Raw genomic sequence first — 20,604 nt, 5'->3', positions numbered from 1 at the left:
AATGGCCGAAAGGTAACCATGGACACACCGGGAATTTGGGGAATGATTATGGAATTCAATATACTTTCTATCCTTTCATCAGCACAATGCGCTTGGTTTTCCAGCCAAGTAACTAGTACCATGACTTTTTTTTCAACATGACCTTTTAAGGATCATTTGAGGGAAATGACGAAAAATTACTGTGAAGTGGAATGTTGTAGATGTCTCGACGATCGCGGTTCGGTATGTATTGGACGGAAAATTTTGGAAAGTTAATAATTGCTGCAAATCGCAACAGACGTATAAAATGCGAAAAATTCATCTGAAATTGACCAAACTCATTGAAGGTGGTAGTTTCTGGTGACCGTTTTGACTCGCCGTGATTGTTAAGGAAATTTGTCAGATCTTTGAAGTTCTGACAAATATTGCATTATGGAAGATTCTTAAGAGAGGTCACAAATATAATACGATCATCCAGCATTGGCGCAAGTTTTTTAATAAGATAGGAATGAAGTGGGCTCACCCGGATTCGAACCGGGGATCTACGCCGTGTAAGGGCGTTGTATGCCAGTCGGCCCAAATGTCAGGCCAACTCATGACCACTAGACCATGAGCCCAACAGCATAATGAAAGAACGATAGATAAATATTAGTGATGATGACCCTCGTGATTTTTGGTTTGCATCGTTGTTGAGTTGAAGTAAGCACCGAAGCATACGGTTGCATATAATTTTTGTCGATGGGACCTGACCAACTCAGGTATTCAAAAGTTTACTTAAGTTTAAACAAATAAAGCAAAAAATGAAAAAAAAGGAGTTTTGGTTGCATTATTCAAGCAACCATCTGTGCATTCAAAGCTATGCCAAAGTTGTAGTCAACCGGACCCTGTGTTGCAGTAACGATGATGTAGAAGTAGTCATAGACCGACAGTAGACTCGCAACGCTTCTGATGACCGTTTCGTCGGCATGATCAATATTGATATCCATCAGCAACGGTAGACCAATCCAGTTGCCATTGGAGTATTGTTGGGGCGCATATATTGTAATCATGAAGTTACTGTCTGGATATACAGGTTTCAGCGTAGAAATTGTATCGCCACCGTCATCGACAAGTTCATCATTAATGTAGACATTGTCGATCAGCCATCCCCATTCTGTATAAGACCAGTCTGTCATGTATCTGAACCGATACATGATTTCCTGACCTACATATTCGGAAAGATCGAAAGACATTGTAACGATGATTTCGGAATATCCAGTCAGACCTGGAAGATTTTCAACGATCGCCGGATGTGCATCTGGATCAGCTTCATCTGTTGTGTATTCGTTTTCCAGCGAAACCCAAGTCTTACCGCCATCAGTTGAGACCTGCACGAAGCCGAAGTCCCATCCTTCTTCGATCTCATAATATGTATCAAATGTAAGGGTTGCCTCCTCCATTCCAATGAGATCTGCAGTACCCACAAGGCTGACATCTCTCAAATCGGAAGCACCGGAATACCAGCAGCAACCATCCCATCCGTAAGTCATTTCCCAGCCAATTAACGCTACATCATCGCCGTCAAAGAACAAGCTCATCAGCGTAGTCTCATCTCTTAACCAAGTCGGCACAACTATGTAGTCTGTCCCGTAGGAGCCTAAGTCAGTTACTCCAGTGTCATAACCATCGTATGTCCAAGTAGTACCGAAATAGCTTGACTGTTGGACGATACCATGATATGGAACATAGACAAGAGTTGTCAACGTCGGTAACATGCTTACATCGATGGTTTCATAAGTATAGAGACCGTCACCAATTGCATCTGAACGTATAAGGTTTGCCAAGGAGAACGCTCTGTAAACCTTATCGAAATCCCAATCTGTATAATTCCTTGCGAGCAGTGCTTCATTGACGGAAGCAGCTCCGTTCAGCTCGCTTCTTACAAGCTCCGAGATAAGGTCGGATCCTCCAAAGTGGTCATTCAAATAAATCATAAATAATGCCGCTGCTCCGTAATCTGCAAGGATGTTGATATCCCCTTGATCTCCCCACTCCGTTAAAGAGTTATCAGGCGTGTAGAGGTATCTTGCAAAGTAGTCGTAAGGAATGCCGTATCCACAAAGTGTTTCTGAGTACATCGAACAACCTTCGTTCAGCCATGTGTCCTCATCTGGATCAAGATAATCGTGCAGCAAATGCTGGTATTCATGCGCTACCGTGCTTTCGTAAACCCAAGGTCTTGAAGAATTCGGTCCAGTTCTGTTATCCCAATCCCAGCAATCAATGTTGATTATATTTCTGTCATAATATGCACACAGGGTTGGGCTGTAAAATCCCGCTATATAGTAGGGATACGAGGGATTGTAGTAGTTTGAATCTCTTATGTTGAAAATCATGATCATAACTCTGCCAGCGTCTTCTGTTTCATTAAAGCAGGGATAGCCCCACTCTCTAAGTAACGCGTTAGATCCATCTAGTGGTGGAGGCTCGGAAAAATACTCGGTTTCAATCGGGTATATATTATTATCAAATTGGCTAATGATCCAGTTCACATGGTCATCGGTTATCGTAATTCTCGATGTGTATGCATTCCTTGGATCACCCGATGGGAATGTCAAATCAAGTGCCACCCAAACCTCGCAATGGTTTCCGATACCCCTCAGCTGAAATTGCTTAAATCCGCCACTGTATGATCCTGCGAAGTACCACTCAACCTCACTAATGTTATGATAGGTCTCAAACACATGCATCATGGGCGACGCACCTGCAAGGGAAGCGGCGACAGCTACAGCCTCAACATCAGGCAGTTCAGCTCGTATCTGCGGACCAATGTCGATCTTTTCCACATCAGCAATTACTGCTTCATCGGAAGGGGCAGCTATTGTCGTCGGAATAAAGACGGCAAAGACCCCCAGCACCATTATGAGTGCCACTGCCACACAAAGAATTTTGGTCATCTTTTTCACTTTATAACCCCTCCTAAGTTTGGCTTGCTGCAGGCACTACATATCGATCCTGCAGTTGCCGGTTCTATGATTGTATCGAATACTTCGATATATATAAATTTGGTATCTGGTGCTATCCGCCAAAACATACGTGACTAGGATCAATCATCGACTTATGGATGGACTATCTAGGGAATTTCGATCAGGCTGCATGCCCCGGATATCATAATCATATTTCTTTCAACTATTTTCAACTCAAGAGCAACACAAGTGCACAGGCGTTCCATACAGCTAAAAGCCAGAGATCAAAATCATGCGATATTCCTCTTTAAATTTATGAGCGATTTTTCCAACACTCTAAAATGACGCCATCTATTAGCGATAATAGGATCTTGAATCATATCTGTAATTTGTATCATGACTTTTTCATTTTTGTAGCTCTTCGACCTGCTGGAAATTAAACGAAGTCCTCACCAGATCCCAAAAAAGTCAAAATCGGTAGATTCACGATATTGACACTCGCAGAAATATGCATCGTACCATTTTATTACTTTGAGTCATAAACGACTAGGTAGCGGTAATTTTAAAAAAAAGTCACTATGCTATAGAGTGGTGTCATTGATACCTTGAACAGTTAGCATATCCTCGGAACGGGATCACCAACAGGTCTTTCAAGAATTCTTTTCCCTCCAACTAACGTTTTCATGACTACTTTCTTGTATTTCGAGGTTGCACGACCAATGATCTCTGCATCTTTTCCAAACGGTGATTCCCTGATAATATCAAGAATATCGTTGGCCATCTCTGGAACAGCTGCCACGACGAGTTTCCCTTCATTTCCAATAGTCAGCGGATCAAGGCCGAGAAGTTCACAGGCATTTCGAACTGGCTCTGATATGGGTATTTTATGCTCATCAATTTCGATGCCTATATTCGATTTATCGGCCCATTCATTCAATGTATTAGCCAACCCTCCTCGTGTGGGATCTTTCATTGCTACGGCCCCTCCGACATTGAGAATGCTATCGACGAGATCAATTAATGGCGCGACGTCGCTTTTGATATCAGTTTCAAAGCCATAACCCTCCCGGGATGAAAGGATCGCAATACCATGGTCCCCCATAGTTCCTGATACGATTATAATATCTCCCTCAGCAATATTGTCGTCTGATAGCCATTTTCTCTTGACCTTTCTGGAACTAGACGCAACTTCATAATTATGCGTAAGGTATCTGCTTTCCAGACCAATTGCTGAGGTGGTAAGAATAATTTCGTCTACCGCACCCTTTTCAACAACTTTTGTGTCCCCTGTAACGATCGGAATTTTCGTCATCTCAGAATATTTTCCCATACTTTCCATTATTTTCTCTAAGACATCTATGTCTAGTCCTTCTTCTAGCACTGCTGCGCACGAAACCGCCAACGGTCTCGCTCCCATGACTGAAATATCATTAATCGTGCCGCAAAATGCGAGCGCGCCAATATCCCCGCCTGGAAAGAATATTGGCTTGACGGTGTGAGCGTCTGTCGTGAATACGATGTCATTAATAATAGCAGAATCATCAAAAGATCTGAGCGGTATTTCCGCAGAAAAATCTGGAAAATGCGGCACGATATGGTTGTTAATGAGTTCCTGCATCAATTCGCCACCCGCTCCATGTCCCATTATGACCTTGTTCATCGTAAGTTAATTCCCGTGGCTAGTTTAAAGGTTTTTAATGAAGCGTACTCAGTGGCATTGTGGTATAATAAGCAACATAGGAACATCGTTTTCATTTTTCCTTCGTCAAATGATTGAATTCTTCTCGAAAAAATGGTCGTTTATTAGACAAAACGAATTAATTTAGTTCATTTCTGAAGCAAACATTTATCATCGATTTCTGTATCTTCATTACCCGCACCCGGACGATTAACATGAACTCATTCAATTTCTATGTTCCAACAAAAGTGATCTTTGGAAGAGGATGTGCTCGAAGCATTGGGGAAATCCTATCGAAGAACCGCGTGAATACCGCGCTTGTGATCACGGACAATGGGGTGAGAAAGGCGAGTTGCGTGGCAAGGATTATCTCGGTACTTGATGACACAGGAATCGTGTACGATATCTACGACGGTGTGATGCAGAATCCTAGAGAAGAGAACGTATTTGAAGCGCTGGAGATGCTTAATAAACATAAGCATGAAGCCATTGTTGCTGTTGGTGGTGGCAGCGTCATTGATACTGCAAAGGCTACACTTGCGATTCTTAAGGAAAACTGCGACATTCATGAGTTGTATCACAGGGAAGTCGCTGGCACGGCACCGCTCCCATTGATAGCTATACCCACAACTGCCGGCACTGGAAGCGAAGTCACTCGGTCTGCTGTAATTACTGATGCGCGAGCGAAGGTAAAAGAAACTATTCGCGGTGATGCTCTTTATCCAAAAGTTGCTCTTGTTGACCCAGAGCTTACAATTTCATTGCCCAAATCGATCACGGCTTATACGGGAATGGACGCGCTAACGCATGCTCTTGAGGCTTATATCTCAAAGAATGCGCACGTAATGTCTGATGCCCTTGCTGTCGAGGCAATAAAACTTATCATGAAGAACTTGAAGAACGCAGTTTATGACGGGAAAAATATTGAGGCAAGGAGTTGTATGATTGCTGCGAGCACTCTTGCTGGAATGGCCTTTTCCATATCCGGACTTGGTATGGTTCACGCTATGGCCGAACCGCTTGGCGGCAGATTCAACATACCTCATGGCGTGGCAAATTCAGTTTTATTGCCTTATTGTCTCGAGTTTAATTGCGAGGCAGTTGCAGAAAAGCTGGTAGCACTCGCCAAGATGATAGATCTCTATTCAAACAATCACGGTGATCCTCCCCCAGTTCAGATTGCAATGGGCGTTGTGCACTCTGTGCGAAGCCTCTCTTCAGAAATCGGAATACCGCATCGTCTCGATAATTTGGAGATAAGCGATGAAGAAATCAGGGCGCTCATAGATGACGCGTCGAGAAATGGATGCCTCGCTGCTAATCCTAGAAGGGTGGATAGAAGCGATCTTGAGAGAATTTTTAGAATGGTTCTCAACGCAAAATCATGAACTTTTTTGTTCCATTCGGTTTGATCACGGAACTATCATGAGTGGTAATGATTTTCGGAGGCCCGCAAAAACACATAGTTCTTACTCATACCCATAAATCTTTGACTTAGCGAAAACAAACGCTTATCAAGAAAATAGATCATATCCTTTTGGGCCCGTAGGGTAGTCTGGATTATCCTTTTGGCCTTCGGAGCCAAAGACTGGGGTTCAAATCCCCACGGGCCCGCTTTTTGGAAAGCGTAATTATTGCCAAATCGAACAACACTCATTTTGCTTTTCCTTCATACAAACTTTCTTCTTTCTTGTCCCAATTTTTCTTGGAATGATCCCATAAAATTGGGTGGAAAATTTACTAAATGCTCTAGATTAGTGATATTTTGTGAAACCTTGCGATTCGCCTGAGCTCGTAAATGAATTACGAGAAGTTACCTCTCAAGACAATATTGCCAGATTTAGTATGTTGATGCCCGAGCTTGAGTCTAGAGGACTGTCATCGGCTACCTCGCAATTGCTCTTGGAGGTATTGGGCGATGCAGAAGATAGATTATGGCTTTGGGTGACCGGGCTTTCATGTGATGAAAACCCATACGCTCGAAGATATGCTACGGCAATCCTGCTTAGGTTATGGGATAATGATAAAGGTAGAGCAGAGGAAGTTCTAACAAGTCTTGCCGATTATGGGCATTGGCTTGTTCGCGAGTATGCACATGAAATGTGGGGTGAACTCTTGAAAAGACACTTCGAACAAGTCTCATCGCTGATGCGAAATCTGAACTCGCACCCTTACCAAAGCTCAGAAGACGTGTCATAATCGCAGTACGGAATGGTGGAAATTTGAGAGAGAAAGAATGCGCAGGACTATTAATTCAACTTCTAGAACCTCTTCTTTCCGATAAAAGCACTTATACTAGAAAAATTCGGGACTCTTTGCAATCGGTGACGGTTTACTTCGTTGCTATCCAGACATTACTCTGAAGTATTTACACGAATGGGCTCATAGAACAGACGAAGGAACGCGCTGGAATGTGGCAATGGCTTTTGCATCTTCCTCAGGTAGCAAGAATTGGCAAGAAGCCCTGGAAATATTGACCATACTCACAGCAGACACGGGAAGATATGTATGGCGAGCAGTAGGATTAGCGCCACTTTATCTATTTCGGCGACACCCCGAGATCCATAAAACGCTTGAGACATGGCTGCAGGATACTGAAAGAGCAAAGTGGCCAAAACTGTATTTGAGTATATTAAGCCAAAGTAATCTGGCGATATGATCTTCACTTATATTTCACTATGAGAGGCGATTGAACTTCTTAAAATAGTCTTCATGCAATTGTGGTTATTTCGTATTAGTAGTCTTACTGTCATTCGATAACCGCCTTGTGAATCGCATTATATATAATTGGATATGGAAGAATGGCATAGAATGAATTCTTGCGAAGATCGCGACCAGGATTTTGGCAAATTTCTACGTTCCTGTTTCCTAACTTTTCGAATAACCATTGTAAGCCTGCTTGAGCTTTATTAATCGTTACATTCACTGATAAAGTACCTATGCAAGCTCGTTGAAGCATTACCGAACTTTACCCAATTCTAATTCAAAACGAAAAGTACCTCCAAGAAGTTGGTTTAGAAAAATGGATTGAGGCACAGGAGAAGAGAGAGAAGCTAGGCTTTGCTTATCCAGATGTACATTATTGTCCTAATCCTCAACCTTCTTAAGTGTAAGCGATGCGATTTGCCTATAGATAAGATGTATTAGTATCCCGGGGACGAAAGAAATGTGTTGTTAATAATATGAGAGAATTAGGAAAACAAAGGTATCGATTCGATGCACAATATTTCGACAACGAGGATATGTGTCCCAAGTGATTCAAGAATGTAAATGGTTCGCGCAATGAGATAATTAAGGTTTGCATTGAACTCAACAGTGAATAACCAGAGCGGGAAGGTCCGGATCAGCGATAGATGTTACTAATAACGATTAATAGCGATAGTGTTTGCATGGAGACAAGAGGTTTCCAATGAGTTTTATGTTTTAGGCAATCCTTAACCCAGTAGGTTTTTCGCCAGGAATTAGTGACTTATCGAGTAATATTTATCAATATAGCATAAACAATAATATTCTTTATAAGTCGATATCTAAGACTGGAATTAACATTTTCATCTGCGGCTTCGCTCTGATATTTTTTAGGGTGTGCTTGTAGAGTTCCATTGAATATAATGACAGTTTCAGCATATTGCGCAGGATTTAGCTGAGCTGAGCTTGAATAAATACAGAGACTAAATTTAAAATGCAGTGCTTGCATAATGTGATTGCAGGCTATTTCAAGGATTGCTGTACAGTGCGGAGTATGCTTGTCGAAGAGGCGCTTGTAAGAGGTATGTTGATATGATTCTCGAAGATCCAATCATCGGAAGCATTACCATTCTTGACCTGGTGATGTTTATAATAGTTCTTTTACTAATGGTAGTCGTTGCCAAATCTACTTATGCACTGCTGAGAAGATTTCTAGATGTGAGAATAACAAAAAAACGCTCGAAGATGATAGCGAAGATTGTTCAATATTCCCTGATTGCAGTTGGGTTGTATCTCGGATTCTGGGAAGTACTCAAACTCGATATCTCGGCTCTGCTAGTTTCTTTGGGTGTAATCGGTATCGCTATTGCGCTTGCATCTCAGCAAGTCATTCAAAATGCGTTTGCTGGAATATTGATATCATTTACAAAGCCGCTTGAAGTTGAGGACTGGGTGGAGGTAGGAGGAATGCCGGCGACCGGTCTCTGTCGTGTAAAGGATATCAACTTAATTAACACCGTGATGAGGGATCTTGATGGTCGAATTCTGTATATTCCCAACTCCTTTTTGATAGGAAATAAACTCATCAACTACACGAAAGGTGGATTTGTCGCATTGACAATCCCCATTTGGGTTTCAAGGGACGAGGATATTGAAAAGATTGCCAAGATCATTTTGGAAGAAGCCGACAAAGATCAGTTCATTCTACCACGCGTTACCGAAGAGGAAAGAACGAGGATCGCAAAAATCTTGGAGCGCCCGCGTTTCAAAATATTATTTGAAGGTAAAATCGACATGAATCTTTTCAATCCACAGGTAAACTTGGCGGAAATCCAAGGATCACGAATAAAGCTTGCGGTAAAGATATGGGTGAGGGAAATAAACAGAAGGGACGAAATCATATCAACATTCTTGAAAAATCTCCGAATGAGATTTGAAAATGAAGGTATAAAGCTCGTTGATGTTTGACTGGAAACATCCATACAGCTTATTCGAAAGGTTTATGTTCACCTGCAAAACGAACCCTTTTGAAGTTTGAAAGAAGACTATTAAGTTACACTGAGTACTCTTTTCTTAACATTTTTGAGCCTCTTTCACGTGTGTTGGTTTTCAATAAATAAGAAATATATGTTCGAAAACGATTAACTGTCGGGTGAATGAGCGTTCTCACGGATGTTTTACTGCTCATAACAGGATTTACAGCAGTCTATTTTGGCGGTAGGTATTTTATTGACAATGCGTCAAAACTTGCTGCAGCGCTGAAGGTGCGTCCATTCATTATAGGATCGACAATCGTCGCATTTGGCACATCTGCTCCCGAATTCTTCCTTGCACTTCTTGCTGGAATTCAGGGCAGCTCGACAGTTTCGCTCGGAAACGTCGTAGGCGCTAATGTGGCCAATGTCACCGTCATACTAGCTCTATGCGCATTAATAACACCGATTACTATGCGATTTGATATGATTAAGCGAGAATCAGTTTTTGCTATAATTGCAGTAGTTTTCTTATTCATGCTCTCCCTTGATGGCGAAATTTCTCTCGTCGATGGATCGATGATGGTCTTGGTTTTTGGAATCATAGCGGTGTCTATGATAATCCTAATGAAAACAAAGAAACCAAACGATGCGGTCGCGATGGAGTATGAGGAGATTTGCGCTCCCTGCCCTCGAATATCCACGAGTTTTTTATCGCTCGTGATTGGATTATTGATTCTCCTTATCGGTGCACAAGTCGCTCTTGATTCGGGATTACGTATTGCGATAGAACTAGGGTTAAGTGAGTTCTTTATTGGTCTTACAGTAATGACTTTAGGAACGACATTACCTGAAATTGCTGTGAGCATTTTGGCAGCGTTTAGAAAAGGAACGGACATAGCGTTGGGAAACAGCCTGGGATCGGTGGTTTTCAATACTTTAGTCGTTGCAGGCATGGGCGGGATGCTACAGGGGCTCGAAATTACCGCAACTTTAATTATTGCCGGAATTACGCCTTTGATCCTTTTCACGACCCTGCTAGTTATAATATTGATGAGGCGTAATAGTATCAGCCGGCAGTATGGCATTTTGTTATTTGGTCTTTACATTGGATTTATCATAGCCAATTACTTGATTGAGTAAATTGATCTTGGTTGTTGTGGTTTATTGATTGCGTCGTGTATCGTACAATTAGATAATTTATACTGTAGGCAAGCTGTTAAAGAGTTCTATTAATCGAATGAATTTTGCGCCAATTATTCCAATGTTCTGCAGAAGGGTAACGTACAACTGCAGGATCTGATGTCGATAAGTTCTGTTGAACATCATTTTAATATCGGCTCGCCGATTCTTTCATCGTATGATATCAAGAGCGGAGGCAATTGAAATACTAAAACGATATATTTCTAGGGAGAATAACCTAAAGCACATGATTAGTGTAGGGGCGATCATGAAGGAGACTGCTTCAAAACTTCATCAAAATGAAGCGGAATGGGAGATAATCGGGCTCCTGCATGATATTGACTTTGAAATTTGCGGGAATCCTTCTAATCACACAATTAAGGCGAAGGAATTGCTTCGAGAAATCGTGCCGGAGAGCGCCATCGAAGTGATCATGGCTCATAATTACGAACATACGAATGTTTCTGTAGACACAATTGAAAAAAAGGCACTAATTGCCTCTGACGCCGCGTCTGGTCTCATAGTCGCATCCGCACTTGTGATGCCCTCGAAGAAACTGGAAGAGGTAAGATTGGAAACGCTCATCAAGAAATTTAAATCGAGGGACTTTGCCAAGAACGTGAGCAGAGATAGGATATCACTGTGCACGCAATTCGGAATGAGTATTGATGAATTTTTACAGATCGCGCTTGATGGTATGAAACGTATATCCACTGAGCTTGGACTATAATAATCCGATTTGTTTATGTGCAGATTATGTGAAGTATGGATAAAGCGGTATTCTCATGCAAGACCATCGATTTCAGCAGATCTCATGCGGAATTTTTCGTATTCAAATAAGGTCAGAATGTTCCAACATTTGACGATCTAGTATCACTTTGTTTTTATTTCGAGTCTAAAGATGTCAGGGCGTGAATAGTGACCAACTGCATCAAAATATGCCTTAGTCAGCAAGCGATCTTCTGCGTTCAAATCTACGTAGATGATCTCTTCTTTATTCATGACAGGACCTGCCAATACTACACCTGCGGGATTCGCAACGAAGCTTCCACCAGCGGCAACATTAAAATCTCTGCACTCCTCGGGCATTTCCTTATCTGGAATGTATTGACCGACGCTTATTACAAACACCTGATTTTCGAATGCGTATTCTCTAATTGCATGCATGATGTCGCATGAAAAAATCGAATCTCCATTTCTCCATCGTCTCTTTTCGCCGGGATGTCTATCCATCACCCACCACCCGGGCCATACTGCGCAATGGATTTCTTCTCCAAGCAGTGCCATAGCGCTCTTCTGAAGGGTCATGTGGTGTTCGTAGCAGATCATGCCTCCGATTTTTCCGATGGATGTGTTGAAGACTCTGACATCATTCGCATCTCCCATTCCCCATATCATTCTTTCAGCATGTGTAGGCATAAGCTTTCGGTGTCTGCCAAGAATGGAACCATCGTTGTTGATGAATAGCAGTGTGTTGTATAGCGTCTCGCTTCCTGCTATGTCGCTTTTCTCACTACAACCAACGACAGTTACGATCCCCTCATCACGTGATACTTCACACAAAAGATCAACCTCAGGTCCTGGAATCCTTACAGAATTCTTTTGGTATCTGACCATCCATTCTGACCATTTTGATATTGGCAGTATTCCTCGCCAATAAGGATATCCCGGAATGAAGGTTTCGGAGAAAACGATGAGCTTTGCACCTTTCTTAGACGCCTCTTCTATCGCACGGCAGACTCTGTCGACTGTCGCCTCCTTTTCCATGAAAACTGGGGATATCTGGGCAGCCGCAACTCTCACAATTGCTTCCATGTTTTTCCCTTATGGGGATTTTAGTTTGTATGAATATATGTTTTCACATGAGAAGAGATCATGTGATTATTCTTTCACGTGGCAGATCCATCGATCGTAAAAATTGCTTGATTCGTCTTCGATCATCTCAACACTTCTGCCTTTCTCTAAGGACCATTGACGAATCATCGTCGCCTCAGTTTTCGTACCGGTTGTTATGATTGTATCGTTTGCGAGTTCAAGCACCTCACTTACAATTCTCCTCCATTGTAATGCGTTGAATTGGGTGATTTCTCCTGCCATCAATAGCAAGCCGAATGGAGCTTTTTTTACAAATTTTGAAGCCTCACTCGCATCGATACACATCGTGCACTCTGGTAATAACCGTCCTGTGCGCATACCGCAAACTAATAGAGATGGATCCTTGTCGAAGGATATTACTGACATTCCATACATTCTTACAACATAAGATCCTATTCCGGTACCGCATGCCGCATCGAAACAATTTCTATCAACAACGTTATGCCACAAATCATCAATCACTCGTAGAAGATTATCTGCGCGTTCTTGAGAGAAATCATCGAGGGCAGGAACAACGTTCCTCATTAATTTCAAGGAGTAATATTCTCTGACCGCTGTTTCCCATTCTGCTTGTCTCTCTTGATATATCTCAATATCCATATTCTCGAGTTTGTCCAGTAATTCTGCATTAATTCTCCTATAGATGAAGTTCCCCGCAATCCATCCTTGGGCAGTTTCAAAGGCGACTGCAATTGGCCACTCATTCTCGTTTATCAAAAGTCTTGCCGTACGCGCTTCAATTTCCAACAACTTTAAAGTGTATCGATCATCAGTAAGGGTTTCAAAGTCTGGCTCGATAAACTGTAGCTCGTCCAGGTCAAAGAGAATCGCAGCTTTCATAAACTTGCCACCTGCGCTATATGAAATTCTCATACGAGTGGTTGTAACCTTACAGAAACACAATGTTCGTTCGGAGTAAAAGAATTTTCATGCGCAAAGTCGAAACAATTGGAAAATGGATAGAAATGAAGCCGCTAATGTCCCCCTCGTTTATTTTTGATTTGTTCATGGTGAAAATATACGAGTACGATGGTTTCAAAGATATCGGTTTGATCGATTTCCTCCCCGTGTCTAGAGAATCTAGTGTCAGTATCCTCGCCGGATGCTCGTACGAATTATCGGCTCACACCATCGTGAAAGCACCATTAGAGTCGTCATGTTTGAAATTCATCAAATGTTTAGTACTTGTTACCACGACTAAAATTTCCAATACTCTGATGTTGAGTTCCGATGAGTATTGTATCATCAATTTGTTTTCGACATCAAATCAAATGTCCTGTGAAAGAAGAATATTGACGTCGTGGTATGATATTTTGGTTTAAATCCTAACGCCATTGGTATCTCTATCTTAAGGATCAGTATGAATAATTAAGAAATAAGTAAAACGGTTAATAGGAATGTAGCAGCCTAGGTCAACCTCATAATCTATACAAACGGGCACAACGCGATCTTCAATATTGTCATGATTTTTTTTGGCAAGTTGGTTGTGTTTTTGTGAATCTCGAATGGAATACGCTTCCAAGTCAAAGACTTCTAGCATCTCGTTCCATCGCCTATACGGTCAACATCGATGAATGAAACGGTAAGATTCTCGGACTTCATCAGCTATCAAGATGGCTGATCGATTTTTGATACAAGAAGCACTGGATTATCATAAGAAAACCCCTCTAAGAGCTAATGTTGCACTAATCCCAGCCAAAAAATGCATAGAATGGATGCTTGAATCTTTGTTCACATGACATTTAACGTGAGATCCATTATTCATCAACCAATAGAATCCATCCATATTGATTGGCAACACAAATGTCTCTTGGTCGCAAATTTTAACATCTACAATGAACTCTCATAAATCGTTCGTATCTTTGATGCGCTTTTGCTTAATCATAATAATTTCAGAATGACATCAATTTGTTGGCATCATATTGCTCTTTTTACCTTTCAAGCCAATGAAAGTAAGCCTTGCGGTGTATCTGCCTGTGGAAATGAAGATGTGCGAAACGGTCGACCTAATCCGCGACTCCCATCACCAAAATCCCGTTTAAACGATAAATCATCAAGATTGGAATATCGTGTTAATAAAGCGTCGAACTATGTTGGGATGTCGCACTATGAAAATCGCGGAGCTGCGAAATGGATGAGCAGAGGCTTATTGGCCGTACTCAATAGAACTGGTAGTGGAATGTTGTGAGCTCCCCTCTCTACAATGTGGTTGGAGGTCATGACTCGGATTTTTACTGAAATGAATCAATCGTGACTGTCGTTTTCTTGAACGAGATAAAATAGTATTTCACAGACATAATTGTGTATAGTGGAAATATTTGGCAGTTTTCAATAAGATGAATGCAGTGCCGTGAGCTCAAATAAAGTCTAGTGTAAGACCCTATTGAAATCGTCAAGAATTTAAAAAATGACCGGTCCGGATTGTGCGACAGAGGTGCTGTTTCTATGCGTCGGAACAAAATACATCGTAAAATGGTTTTAGGAAGATAGCACATTGAAATTATCGACGCGCGCTACAAATCCTTCACCGGCGTCATTGACTATACTATCTGCGATTATAGAAATTATCGTAATGACTAAGAAAATTTTGATGCACCCCTTGCACAAATTTCATTTCTAGGATCCTGGAGATTACTTTTATGCTTCAATTACTTTGACTGGCTAGTTACGCGAAGATCATCCTTGATCTTTCGAATACGTTGCACCTCAGTATGAAATGGCACACTGATATGATTGTGCTTGATTCCGTTCGTATCAACTAAAAAGAGCTCTATTGACCAAATTTGCTACAATGCGTAGATATATGTTGTTTTTCATGAGAAGCTTTACCGGAATTCGTCGAGTATCAGTATTTCTCCTTCTTGATCATTTGGTGAAAGCTTATTGTGCAGGAAACTATGTCAATTATAGCTACCCACTTTTTGGGATGTTATTACTGTTGTATTGATTTTTGTCTGGAACAGAAATCCAATGCAAAGATCGGTAGTATGTCCAGGAACTCTGCGGCCATCAAAGCTCGCGACCAGTATTTCACAGTTAAATACGAAATTTCCTTGTAGGAATTCTTGAATTTTTGAATAGGGATAACCCTGCGATTGCGCTAGGATTATCGAGTAGTTTCTCATTCTCTTAATATCACTGCAAAGGAATGTGATATTATGCACCTTACTTTGAGAGTAATCCAACAAGAGGGTCAGGAATCAGGTATTATTGAGATACGCAAGAGGATGACTCTGTCATGCAGCGAAAAGATTGGGGAGATCGTATTCTCGAGCGACGAAGAAAAGTCTTTTCTCCTCGATCTCTTATCTAAAGGGGGTCTTCATGCGGATATATTTGAGATGAAGATAAAGAGTAAGTGCTGAGTTGCTGGAAAATCAGGAATTGTCATGATGAAACATGTTTTTGACCTTGGATTCAATAGAGGTCATGCTGGAATACTCATGGAAACGATCAGATGGTCAAAGGTTTGAGGACCTGATGAACAATCTTTCCAAATCTCTCATTGAATAACGCATGGAGGGCGAGTCCTTCCAATTCTTAGTCATGATCTACGACTCATATCATCAAGGTGATTTTTCACATCATGTTTTTCACATATCCTATGGGAAATGTTCAATAAATGTCAATTGTTCCATTTTTCTAGTCAATGCTGTAATACCAAGCTTACAGCATTTAATTTTCATGGTATATTTTGATATCTTATCTTTGAGATAGATAGTCCATTACATATTGAATTAAGGCGTTGGTCCTAATGACATTCATAAGAATCTTCTTACGCTAGCGTACCCTTAGCGATCTTAAATTCAAAATGTAATAGGCACTATATATGAAAGCGGGCACGACAATGAGAATGGTTTCGTAACTAAGACATCCCATCATAATTCTGATATGGAGGAGAGCAATTGACTTGATACTGTTATTTCATCGTTTTGTAATCTTTACGAGTAATGCCAATATATGCGGGCGTTGATCTCATCTCACATGGTTGCATTGACTTTCGCTCAAAAAATTCTTTCAAGGGCATGCGGTCGTTCGGTTGAACCAGGCGAGATAGTCGATGCAAAAATTGACCTTGCAATGTCTCATGAAAACGCAGCTCTTGTCATAAAAGCGTTTGAGGAAATCGGCGCATCTCGTGTTTGGGATCCAAACCGAATTGTCATCCTCTTTGATCATCGGGTGCCGGCCAATAGCATCAAGACGGCTGAAAATCACAAATTTATACGTAATTTCGTAAAGAAAACCGGTATCAGGTACTTTTACGATGCTGGTGAAGGTATCTGTCATCAAGTACTTCCCGAAAAGGGCCATGTGTTGCCTGGAATAGTCATTGTGGGCACAGATTCGCACACAACGACATATGGCGCGTTTGGTGCATTCGCAACAGGCATCGGAGCAACTGAAATGGCTGCTGCGTGGGCAACTGGAGAACTTTGGTTCAGGGTGCCGGAAACTCTTCGCATCATCATCCGTGGCCAATTGAAGAATTGCGTATCTGCTAAGGACGTCATATTACACATTATAGGGACTCTTGGTGCCGAGGGTGCGAATTACATGGCCGTTGAATTCGCTGGCGAATGTGTAGATAGAATGTCAATCGCCTCGAGAATGGTCTTATCGAACATGAGTATGGAAATGGGAGCTAAGATAGGTGTTATATTTCCTGACAAAACGACGGAGGAGTGGTTGAAGGAGAGAATCAAAAGCCCTTATGAGATCATTCGCTCCGATCCCGACGCTCCCGCAAGAGTTGAGGAATTTGATATCTCAAACCTTTCACCTCAGGTGGCGACGCCCCATTCTGTTGATAATGTTGTACCCGTGGAGGAAATTGCCGGGACACCTATCGATCAAGCTGTTCTTGGTTCCTGCACAAATGGACGTCTTGAAGATCTGGAGGCGGCGGTTAAGATTTTGAACGGAAGGAGAATATGCAAGAGTGTTCGATTTATCGTGATTCCCGCATCTCGCGAAACATATATTGAAGCCGCAGAACGTGGAATACTCACTTCGCTTGCGAGGAGTGGCGCTATTATTCTTAATCCTGGTTGTGGTCCATGCCTCGGAGCCCATCAAGGATTGCTCGCATCTGGCGAACGATGCATTTCCACGACAAATCGCAATTTCAAGGGTCGAATGGGTAGCCCGGATGCGGAGATCTATTTAGCCAGTCCTGAGACGGTTGCAGCAAGTGCTCTGAAAGGAGAAATTACGGATCCGCGTGGGGTGTGAACGTGTTATTAACTGGAAGAATCTGGAAGTTTGGGGATAACGTCGATACCGATTTGATCATTCCGGGGAGATACCTCGACGAGTACGATCTCAAATCTCTTTCTTTACATGTTTTCGAAGATATAGATCCCGCATTCTCTGTTTGGGTAGAACGCGGTGATATCATTGTCGCAGGTCGGAATTTTGGCTGTGGCTCGAGCAGAGAGCAAGCTCCAGCTGTTCTCAAGGAGAAGGGGGTGGGTGCCGTGGTCGCTGCCAGCTTTGCTCGAATCTTCTTTAGAAACGCGATTAACATCGGTCTTCCTGTGATCGTTTGTCCTGAGGCTCAATCTTGCCTTGAAAAAGGAGATAGAATAGAAATCGATATTAGGGAGGCACGTATTCATCGCTTATCTGATGGTATGATTATTTGTTTTAAACCTTTACCGGGATTCGTGATCGATATTTTGGAGAAGGGCGGTTTAGTCCCATTTATGAAGATAAAGCTAGGGAGGAATTGACATTATGTCAGCCGCCGCCGATTTTAACCCTTCAATCGATGAAGCCAGAAGAGTGTATAATTTTGGCATCGATTACAAAAGCTTTATAAGCCCCCCATCAATATCGGGAAAATCCCGGCATGGTGACCTCATGAAATACACACGATTTGAGAAGGCGCGCATCATAGGAGCAAGAGCTCTGCAGATTTCGCTGGGTGCGCCCGTTCTTATCAATGTTCCCGAGGATGTTATCGATCCCATTCAGATCGCTATGCTGGAATTCGAGAAAGGAGTTATTCCTATCACTGTTAAGAGAGATACATGAGGGTTTGCAATGCCAGAGGAGAAAAGTGATGAGCTTCTTGTGCCAGAGGATATCTATCTTACATCCGGAGTTCACATCGGAACGCAGCAAAAGAGTGCCGATATGAAGCAGTTTATCTTCAAGGTAAGGTCTGATGGTCTTTACGTCCTTGATGTTAAGCAGACAGACAAGCGTATAAGGGTCGCAGCAAAATTCATTTCCCGTTTTCCCGCGGATTCGGTAGTTGTGGTCTCAGCTCGCCAGTACGGACAAAAGCCTTCGAGTCTTTTCGCAAAGGCTATCGGCGCTAGGGCAATTCCAGGCCGGTTCGTACCTGGCAGTTTCACGAACCCTGCACTCCCCCAGTATGTGGAACCACAGGTTCTATTTGTAACTGATCCAGCAGCAGACCAACAGGCACTAGCTGAGGCACTTGGCATCGGGATACCTATCGTTGCACTTTGCGATGCTAACAACGAGACTAAGAACGTTGATCTCGTCATTCCTACAAACAACAAGGGACGAAGGGCATTAGCTTGTGTATACTGGCTGCTCACAAGAGAAACGCTCAAAGAAAAAAAGATCATCGAACGGGATTCAGATTATAAGATGACCATTGACGATTTCGAAGCATCTCTTTGAATCGCTGTTTCTATGCATCGCATTAGTGGGTGAAAAGCCATCACCTCAAAACTTTGAAATAACATCTCACATATTTTTTTAATGTGAGATATCCCGCGGTCGCCGGTAGATTTTATCCCGGTAAGGAAAGAGAGCTAAGAGAAGAAATTAGAAAGTGCTATTTATCTCCACTTGGTCCAGGCGAGATTCCACAAGTTGCGAGACCCGGACAAAGAAGGATTGTCGGAGCTGTTGTCCCTCATGCAGGTTATATGTTCTCAGGACCGATTGCTGCGCATGCATATGCTTCAATTGCAAGGGATGGATTTCCAGAAACGTTTATCATAATCGGCCCGAATCACCACGCGGTAGGGAGCCCAATAGCGCTCTCGAGCGAGGATTTCGAAACTCCACTAGGAGTTTGTCGATTAGATCGTGACCTTCTGAGAAGACTTGAACGAAACATCGTGGTTGATCCAGTCGCCCATCAATATGAGCATTCTATAGAAGTTCAACTACCGTTCATGCAGTTTTTTGCCGATGATATAAAGATACTTCCTATCTGCATGGCTCTGCAAGACTATGAGACAGCCGTCGAGATAGCCAGATATTTGCGCGAAGCGACAAAGGAAAAAGATGTCGTCATAATTGCTTCGACAGACTTTTCTCATTATGTTCCGGTGCATATCGCCAAGACAAAGGATATGGCTGTGATCAATCAGATACTTGCTCTTAATGCAAAGGGGGTCTATGAAGAAGTAATCAAGAGAGACGTATCGATGTGTGGGTATGGACCGGTTATGGTGATGATCGAAGCAGTCGGGGGCAGTAATGCGGAGTTGTTGAAATATGGAACATCAGGCGATGTGCACCCGATGATGGAAGTGGTTGGATATGCTGCGGTTACTGTAACAAAGTGAAAGAAGTTGCTGAATTGAATCATATGTCAGCTCTGACAACCATATGACATTTTTTGAGGTGTATTGAGGTATAATTCCGCAGAGATTTCGCAATTTTGTTCCATCTCAGCATGCCATTATAAATAGAGAAAAGAGAATATCTTCTTGCCCATACAAGGGTGACGGAGGTACCTATATGGAGGAACGTCCATATAATGAGATCATTGATGCAACCTGTCCCAGTTGTCGGCATGGAGTTCCGATGGATGCCAACGTTTGTCCCTACTGTGGCTACAGGATAAAGCCTGAGGCAGCAAAGACAGTGCCGACGGCTAAAGAGAAGCCGCCTTCTGGTGTCAAGCCAATTACAGCAAAGCCGGTTGTTGGAGGAGTTTTGATCATCATCTCAGGCTTAATGGGGGTCATAGTAGGATTGTCTTTAGCAGTTCTTTCTGGCGAGATCATGGAAATGATCGAAGACATGTATGGTCCCGACATTGTAGCTGGGTTGGAGGGCATCCTCACTGCATGCGGAGTTATCTGGTTCATCATAGGTCTCATCGCGGTGATAGGTGGGATATTTGCAATTAGGAGGAAGAAATGGGGATTTGCAGTTGTCGGCGGCGTGCTTGCCCTTCTGACGATCGGTCCTTGGCTTTTGGGATCGATTTTGGGATTAATTGGCCTTATACTTGTGGCGATCTCGAGAAACGAGTTCAGCTAAAGCCACCGTATCCCACTTTTTTCTT

At 42.4% G+C, this 20,604-nt stretch carries 16 protein-coding genes and 2 tRNA genes; 13 read left to right on the top strand and 5 right to left on the bottom strand.

The window, feature by feature from the left end; genetic code table 11:
* Positions 1-493 precede the first annotated feature (493 nt).
* The 3 genes from QW087_02560 to hypE form a co-directional block, all read right to left on the bottom strand.
* Positions 494-596, bottom strand: a tRNA-Val gene (locus QW087_02560).
* 213 nt (positions 597-809) lie between these two features.
* Positions 810-2,915, bottom strand: coding sequence for an immune inhibitor A (locus tag QW087_02555; protein MEM2943606.1), 2,106 nt, complete (start codon positions 2,913-2,915; stop codon positions 810-812).
* Positions 2,916-3,537: 622 nt separating this feature from the next.
* Positions 3,538-4,584: a hydrogenase expression/formation protein HypE gene (gene hypE / locus QW087_02550; protein ID MEM2943605.1), complete on the bottom strand. Its 1,047-nt coding sequence runs from the start codon at positions 4,582-4,584 to the stop codon at positions 3,538-3,540.
* Positions 4,585-4,817: 233 nt separating this feature from the next.
* On the opposite strand from hypE, the gene QW087_02545 reads away from it, so the two are divergent.
* The 6 genes from QW087_02545 (at position 4,818) to QW087_02520 (ending at position 11,172) form a co-directional block, all read left to right on the top strand.
* The gene (locus tag QW087_02545; protein MEM2943604.1) at positions 4,818-5,990 is read left to right on the top strand and encodes an iron-containing alcohol dehydrogenase; all 1,173 of its coding nucleotides are present in this window, start codon (positions 4,818-4,820) and stop codon (positions 5,988-5,990) included.
* 151 nt (positions 5,991-6,141) lie between these two features.
* Positions 6,142-6,216, top strand: a tRNA-Arg gene (locus tag QW087_02540).
* Positions 6,217-6,369: 153 nt separating this feature from the next.
* The gene (locus QW087_02535) at positions 6,370-6,801 is read left to right on the top strand and encodes a hypothetical protein (protein MEM2943603.1); all 432 of its coding nucleotides are present in this window, start codon (positions 6,370-6,372) and stop codon (positions 6,799-6,801) included.
* Positions 6,802-8,379: 1,578 nt separating this feature from the next.
* Positions 8,380-9,255, top strand: coding sequence for a mechanosensitive ion channel (locus QW087_02530; protein ID MEM2943602.1), 876 nt, complete (start codon positions 8,380-8,382; stop codon positions 9,253-9,255).
* Positions 9,256-9,443: 188 nt separating this feature from the next.
* Positions 9,444-10,403, top strand: coding sequence for a calcium/sodium antiporter (locus tag QW087_02525; protein ID MEM2943601.1), 960 nt, complete (start codon positions 9,444-9,446; stop codon positions 10,401-10,403).
* A 217-nt stretch (positions 10,404-10,620) separates the two neighbouring features.
* Positions 10,621-11,172: a hypothetical protein gene (locus QW087_02520; protein MEM2943600.1), complete on the top strand. Its 552-nt coding sequence runs from the start codon at positions 10,621-10,623 to the stop codon at positions 11,170-11,172.
* A 143-nt stretch (positions 11,173-11,315) separates the two neighbouring features.
* On the opposite strand, the gene QW087_02515 is transcribed toward QW087_02520, so the two are convergent.
* Both QW087_02515 and QW087_02510 read right to left on the bottom strand, forming a co-directional pair.
* Positions 11,316-12,257: a carbon-nitrogen hydrolase family protein gene (locus QW087_02515; GenBank protein ID MEM2943599.1), complete on the bottom strand. Its 942-nt coding sequence runs from the start codon at positions 12,255-12,257 to the stop codon at positions 11,316-11,318.
* Between the two features lie 66 nt (positions 12,258-12,323).
* On the bottom strand, positions 12,324-13,157 hold the full coding sequence (locus QW087_02510) for a hypothetical protein (protein ID MEM2943598.1): 834 nt from the start codon (positions 13,155-13,157) through the stop codon (positions 12,324-12,326).
* A 2,318-nt stretch (positions 13,158-15,475) separates the two neighbouring features.
* Here QW087_02510 and QW087_02505 point away from each other — a divergent pair.
* The 7 genes from QW087_02505 to QW087_02475 all read left to right on the top strand — a co-directional run bounded on the left by QW087_02505 (position 15,476) and on the right by QW087_02475 (position 20,579).
* Complete coding sequence (locus QW087_02505) at positions 15,476-15,682, top strand: hypothetical protein (GenBank protein ID MEM2943597.1); 207 nt, start codon at positions 15,476-15,478, stop codon at positions 15,680-15,682.
* Between the two features lie 619 nt (positions 15,683-16,301).
* On the top strand, positions 16,302-17,552 hold the full coding sequence (locus tag QW087_02500; GenBank protein ID MEM2943596.1) for a 3-isopropylmalate dehydratase large subunit: 1,251 nt from the start codon (positions 16,302-16,304) through the stop codon (positions 17,550-17,552).
* 2 nt (positions 17,553-17,554) lie between these two features.
* Positions 17,555-18,052, top strand: coding sequence for a 3-isopropylmalate dehydratase small subunit (locus QW087_02495; protein MEM2943595.1), 498 nt, complete (start codon positions 17,555-17,557; stop codon positions 18,050-18,052).
* 4 nt (positions 18,053-18,056) lie between these two features.
* Entirely contained in the window at positions 18,057-18,356 is a 300-nt protein-coding gene (locus QW087_02490) for a DNA-directed RNA polymerase subunit K (protein ID MEM2943594.1), read from the top strand.
* Positions 18,357-18,365: 9 nt separating this feature from the next.
* The gene (gene rpsB / locus QW087_02485; GenBank protein ID MEM2943593.1) at positions 18,366-18,977 is read left to right on the top strand and encodes a 30S ribosomal protein S2; all 612 of its coding nucleotides are present in this window, start codon (positions 18,366-18,368) and stop codon (positions 18,975-18,977) included.
* An 83-nt stretch (positions 18,978-19,060) separates the two neighbouring features.
* Positions 19,061-19,876 (top strand): MEMO1 family protein, encoded by an 816-nt coding sequence (locus QW087_02480; GenBank protein MEM2943592.1) that lies wholly within the window; start codon positions 19,061-19,063, stop codon positions 19,874-19,876.
* Between the two features lie 175 nt (positions 19,877-20,051).
* Entirely contained in the window at positions 20,052-20,579 is a 528-nt protein-coding gene (locus QW087_02475; GenBank protein MEM2943591.1) for a zinc ribbon domain-containing protein, read from the top strand.
* The last annotated feature ends 25 nt before the right edge of the window (positions 20,580-20,604 follow it).

It is taken from the genome of Methanomassiliicoccales archaeon (assembly GCA_038850735.1).
Classification (GTDB): Archaea; Thermoplasmatota; Thermoplasmata; order Methanomassiliicoccales; family JACIVX01; genus JACIVX01.
Note: the sequence above shows the minus strand (reverse complement) of the source record. Positions and strands in the feature narration are given on the sequence as shown.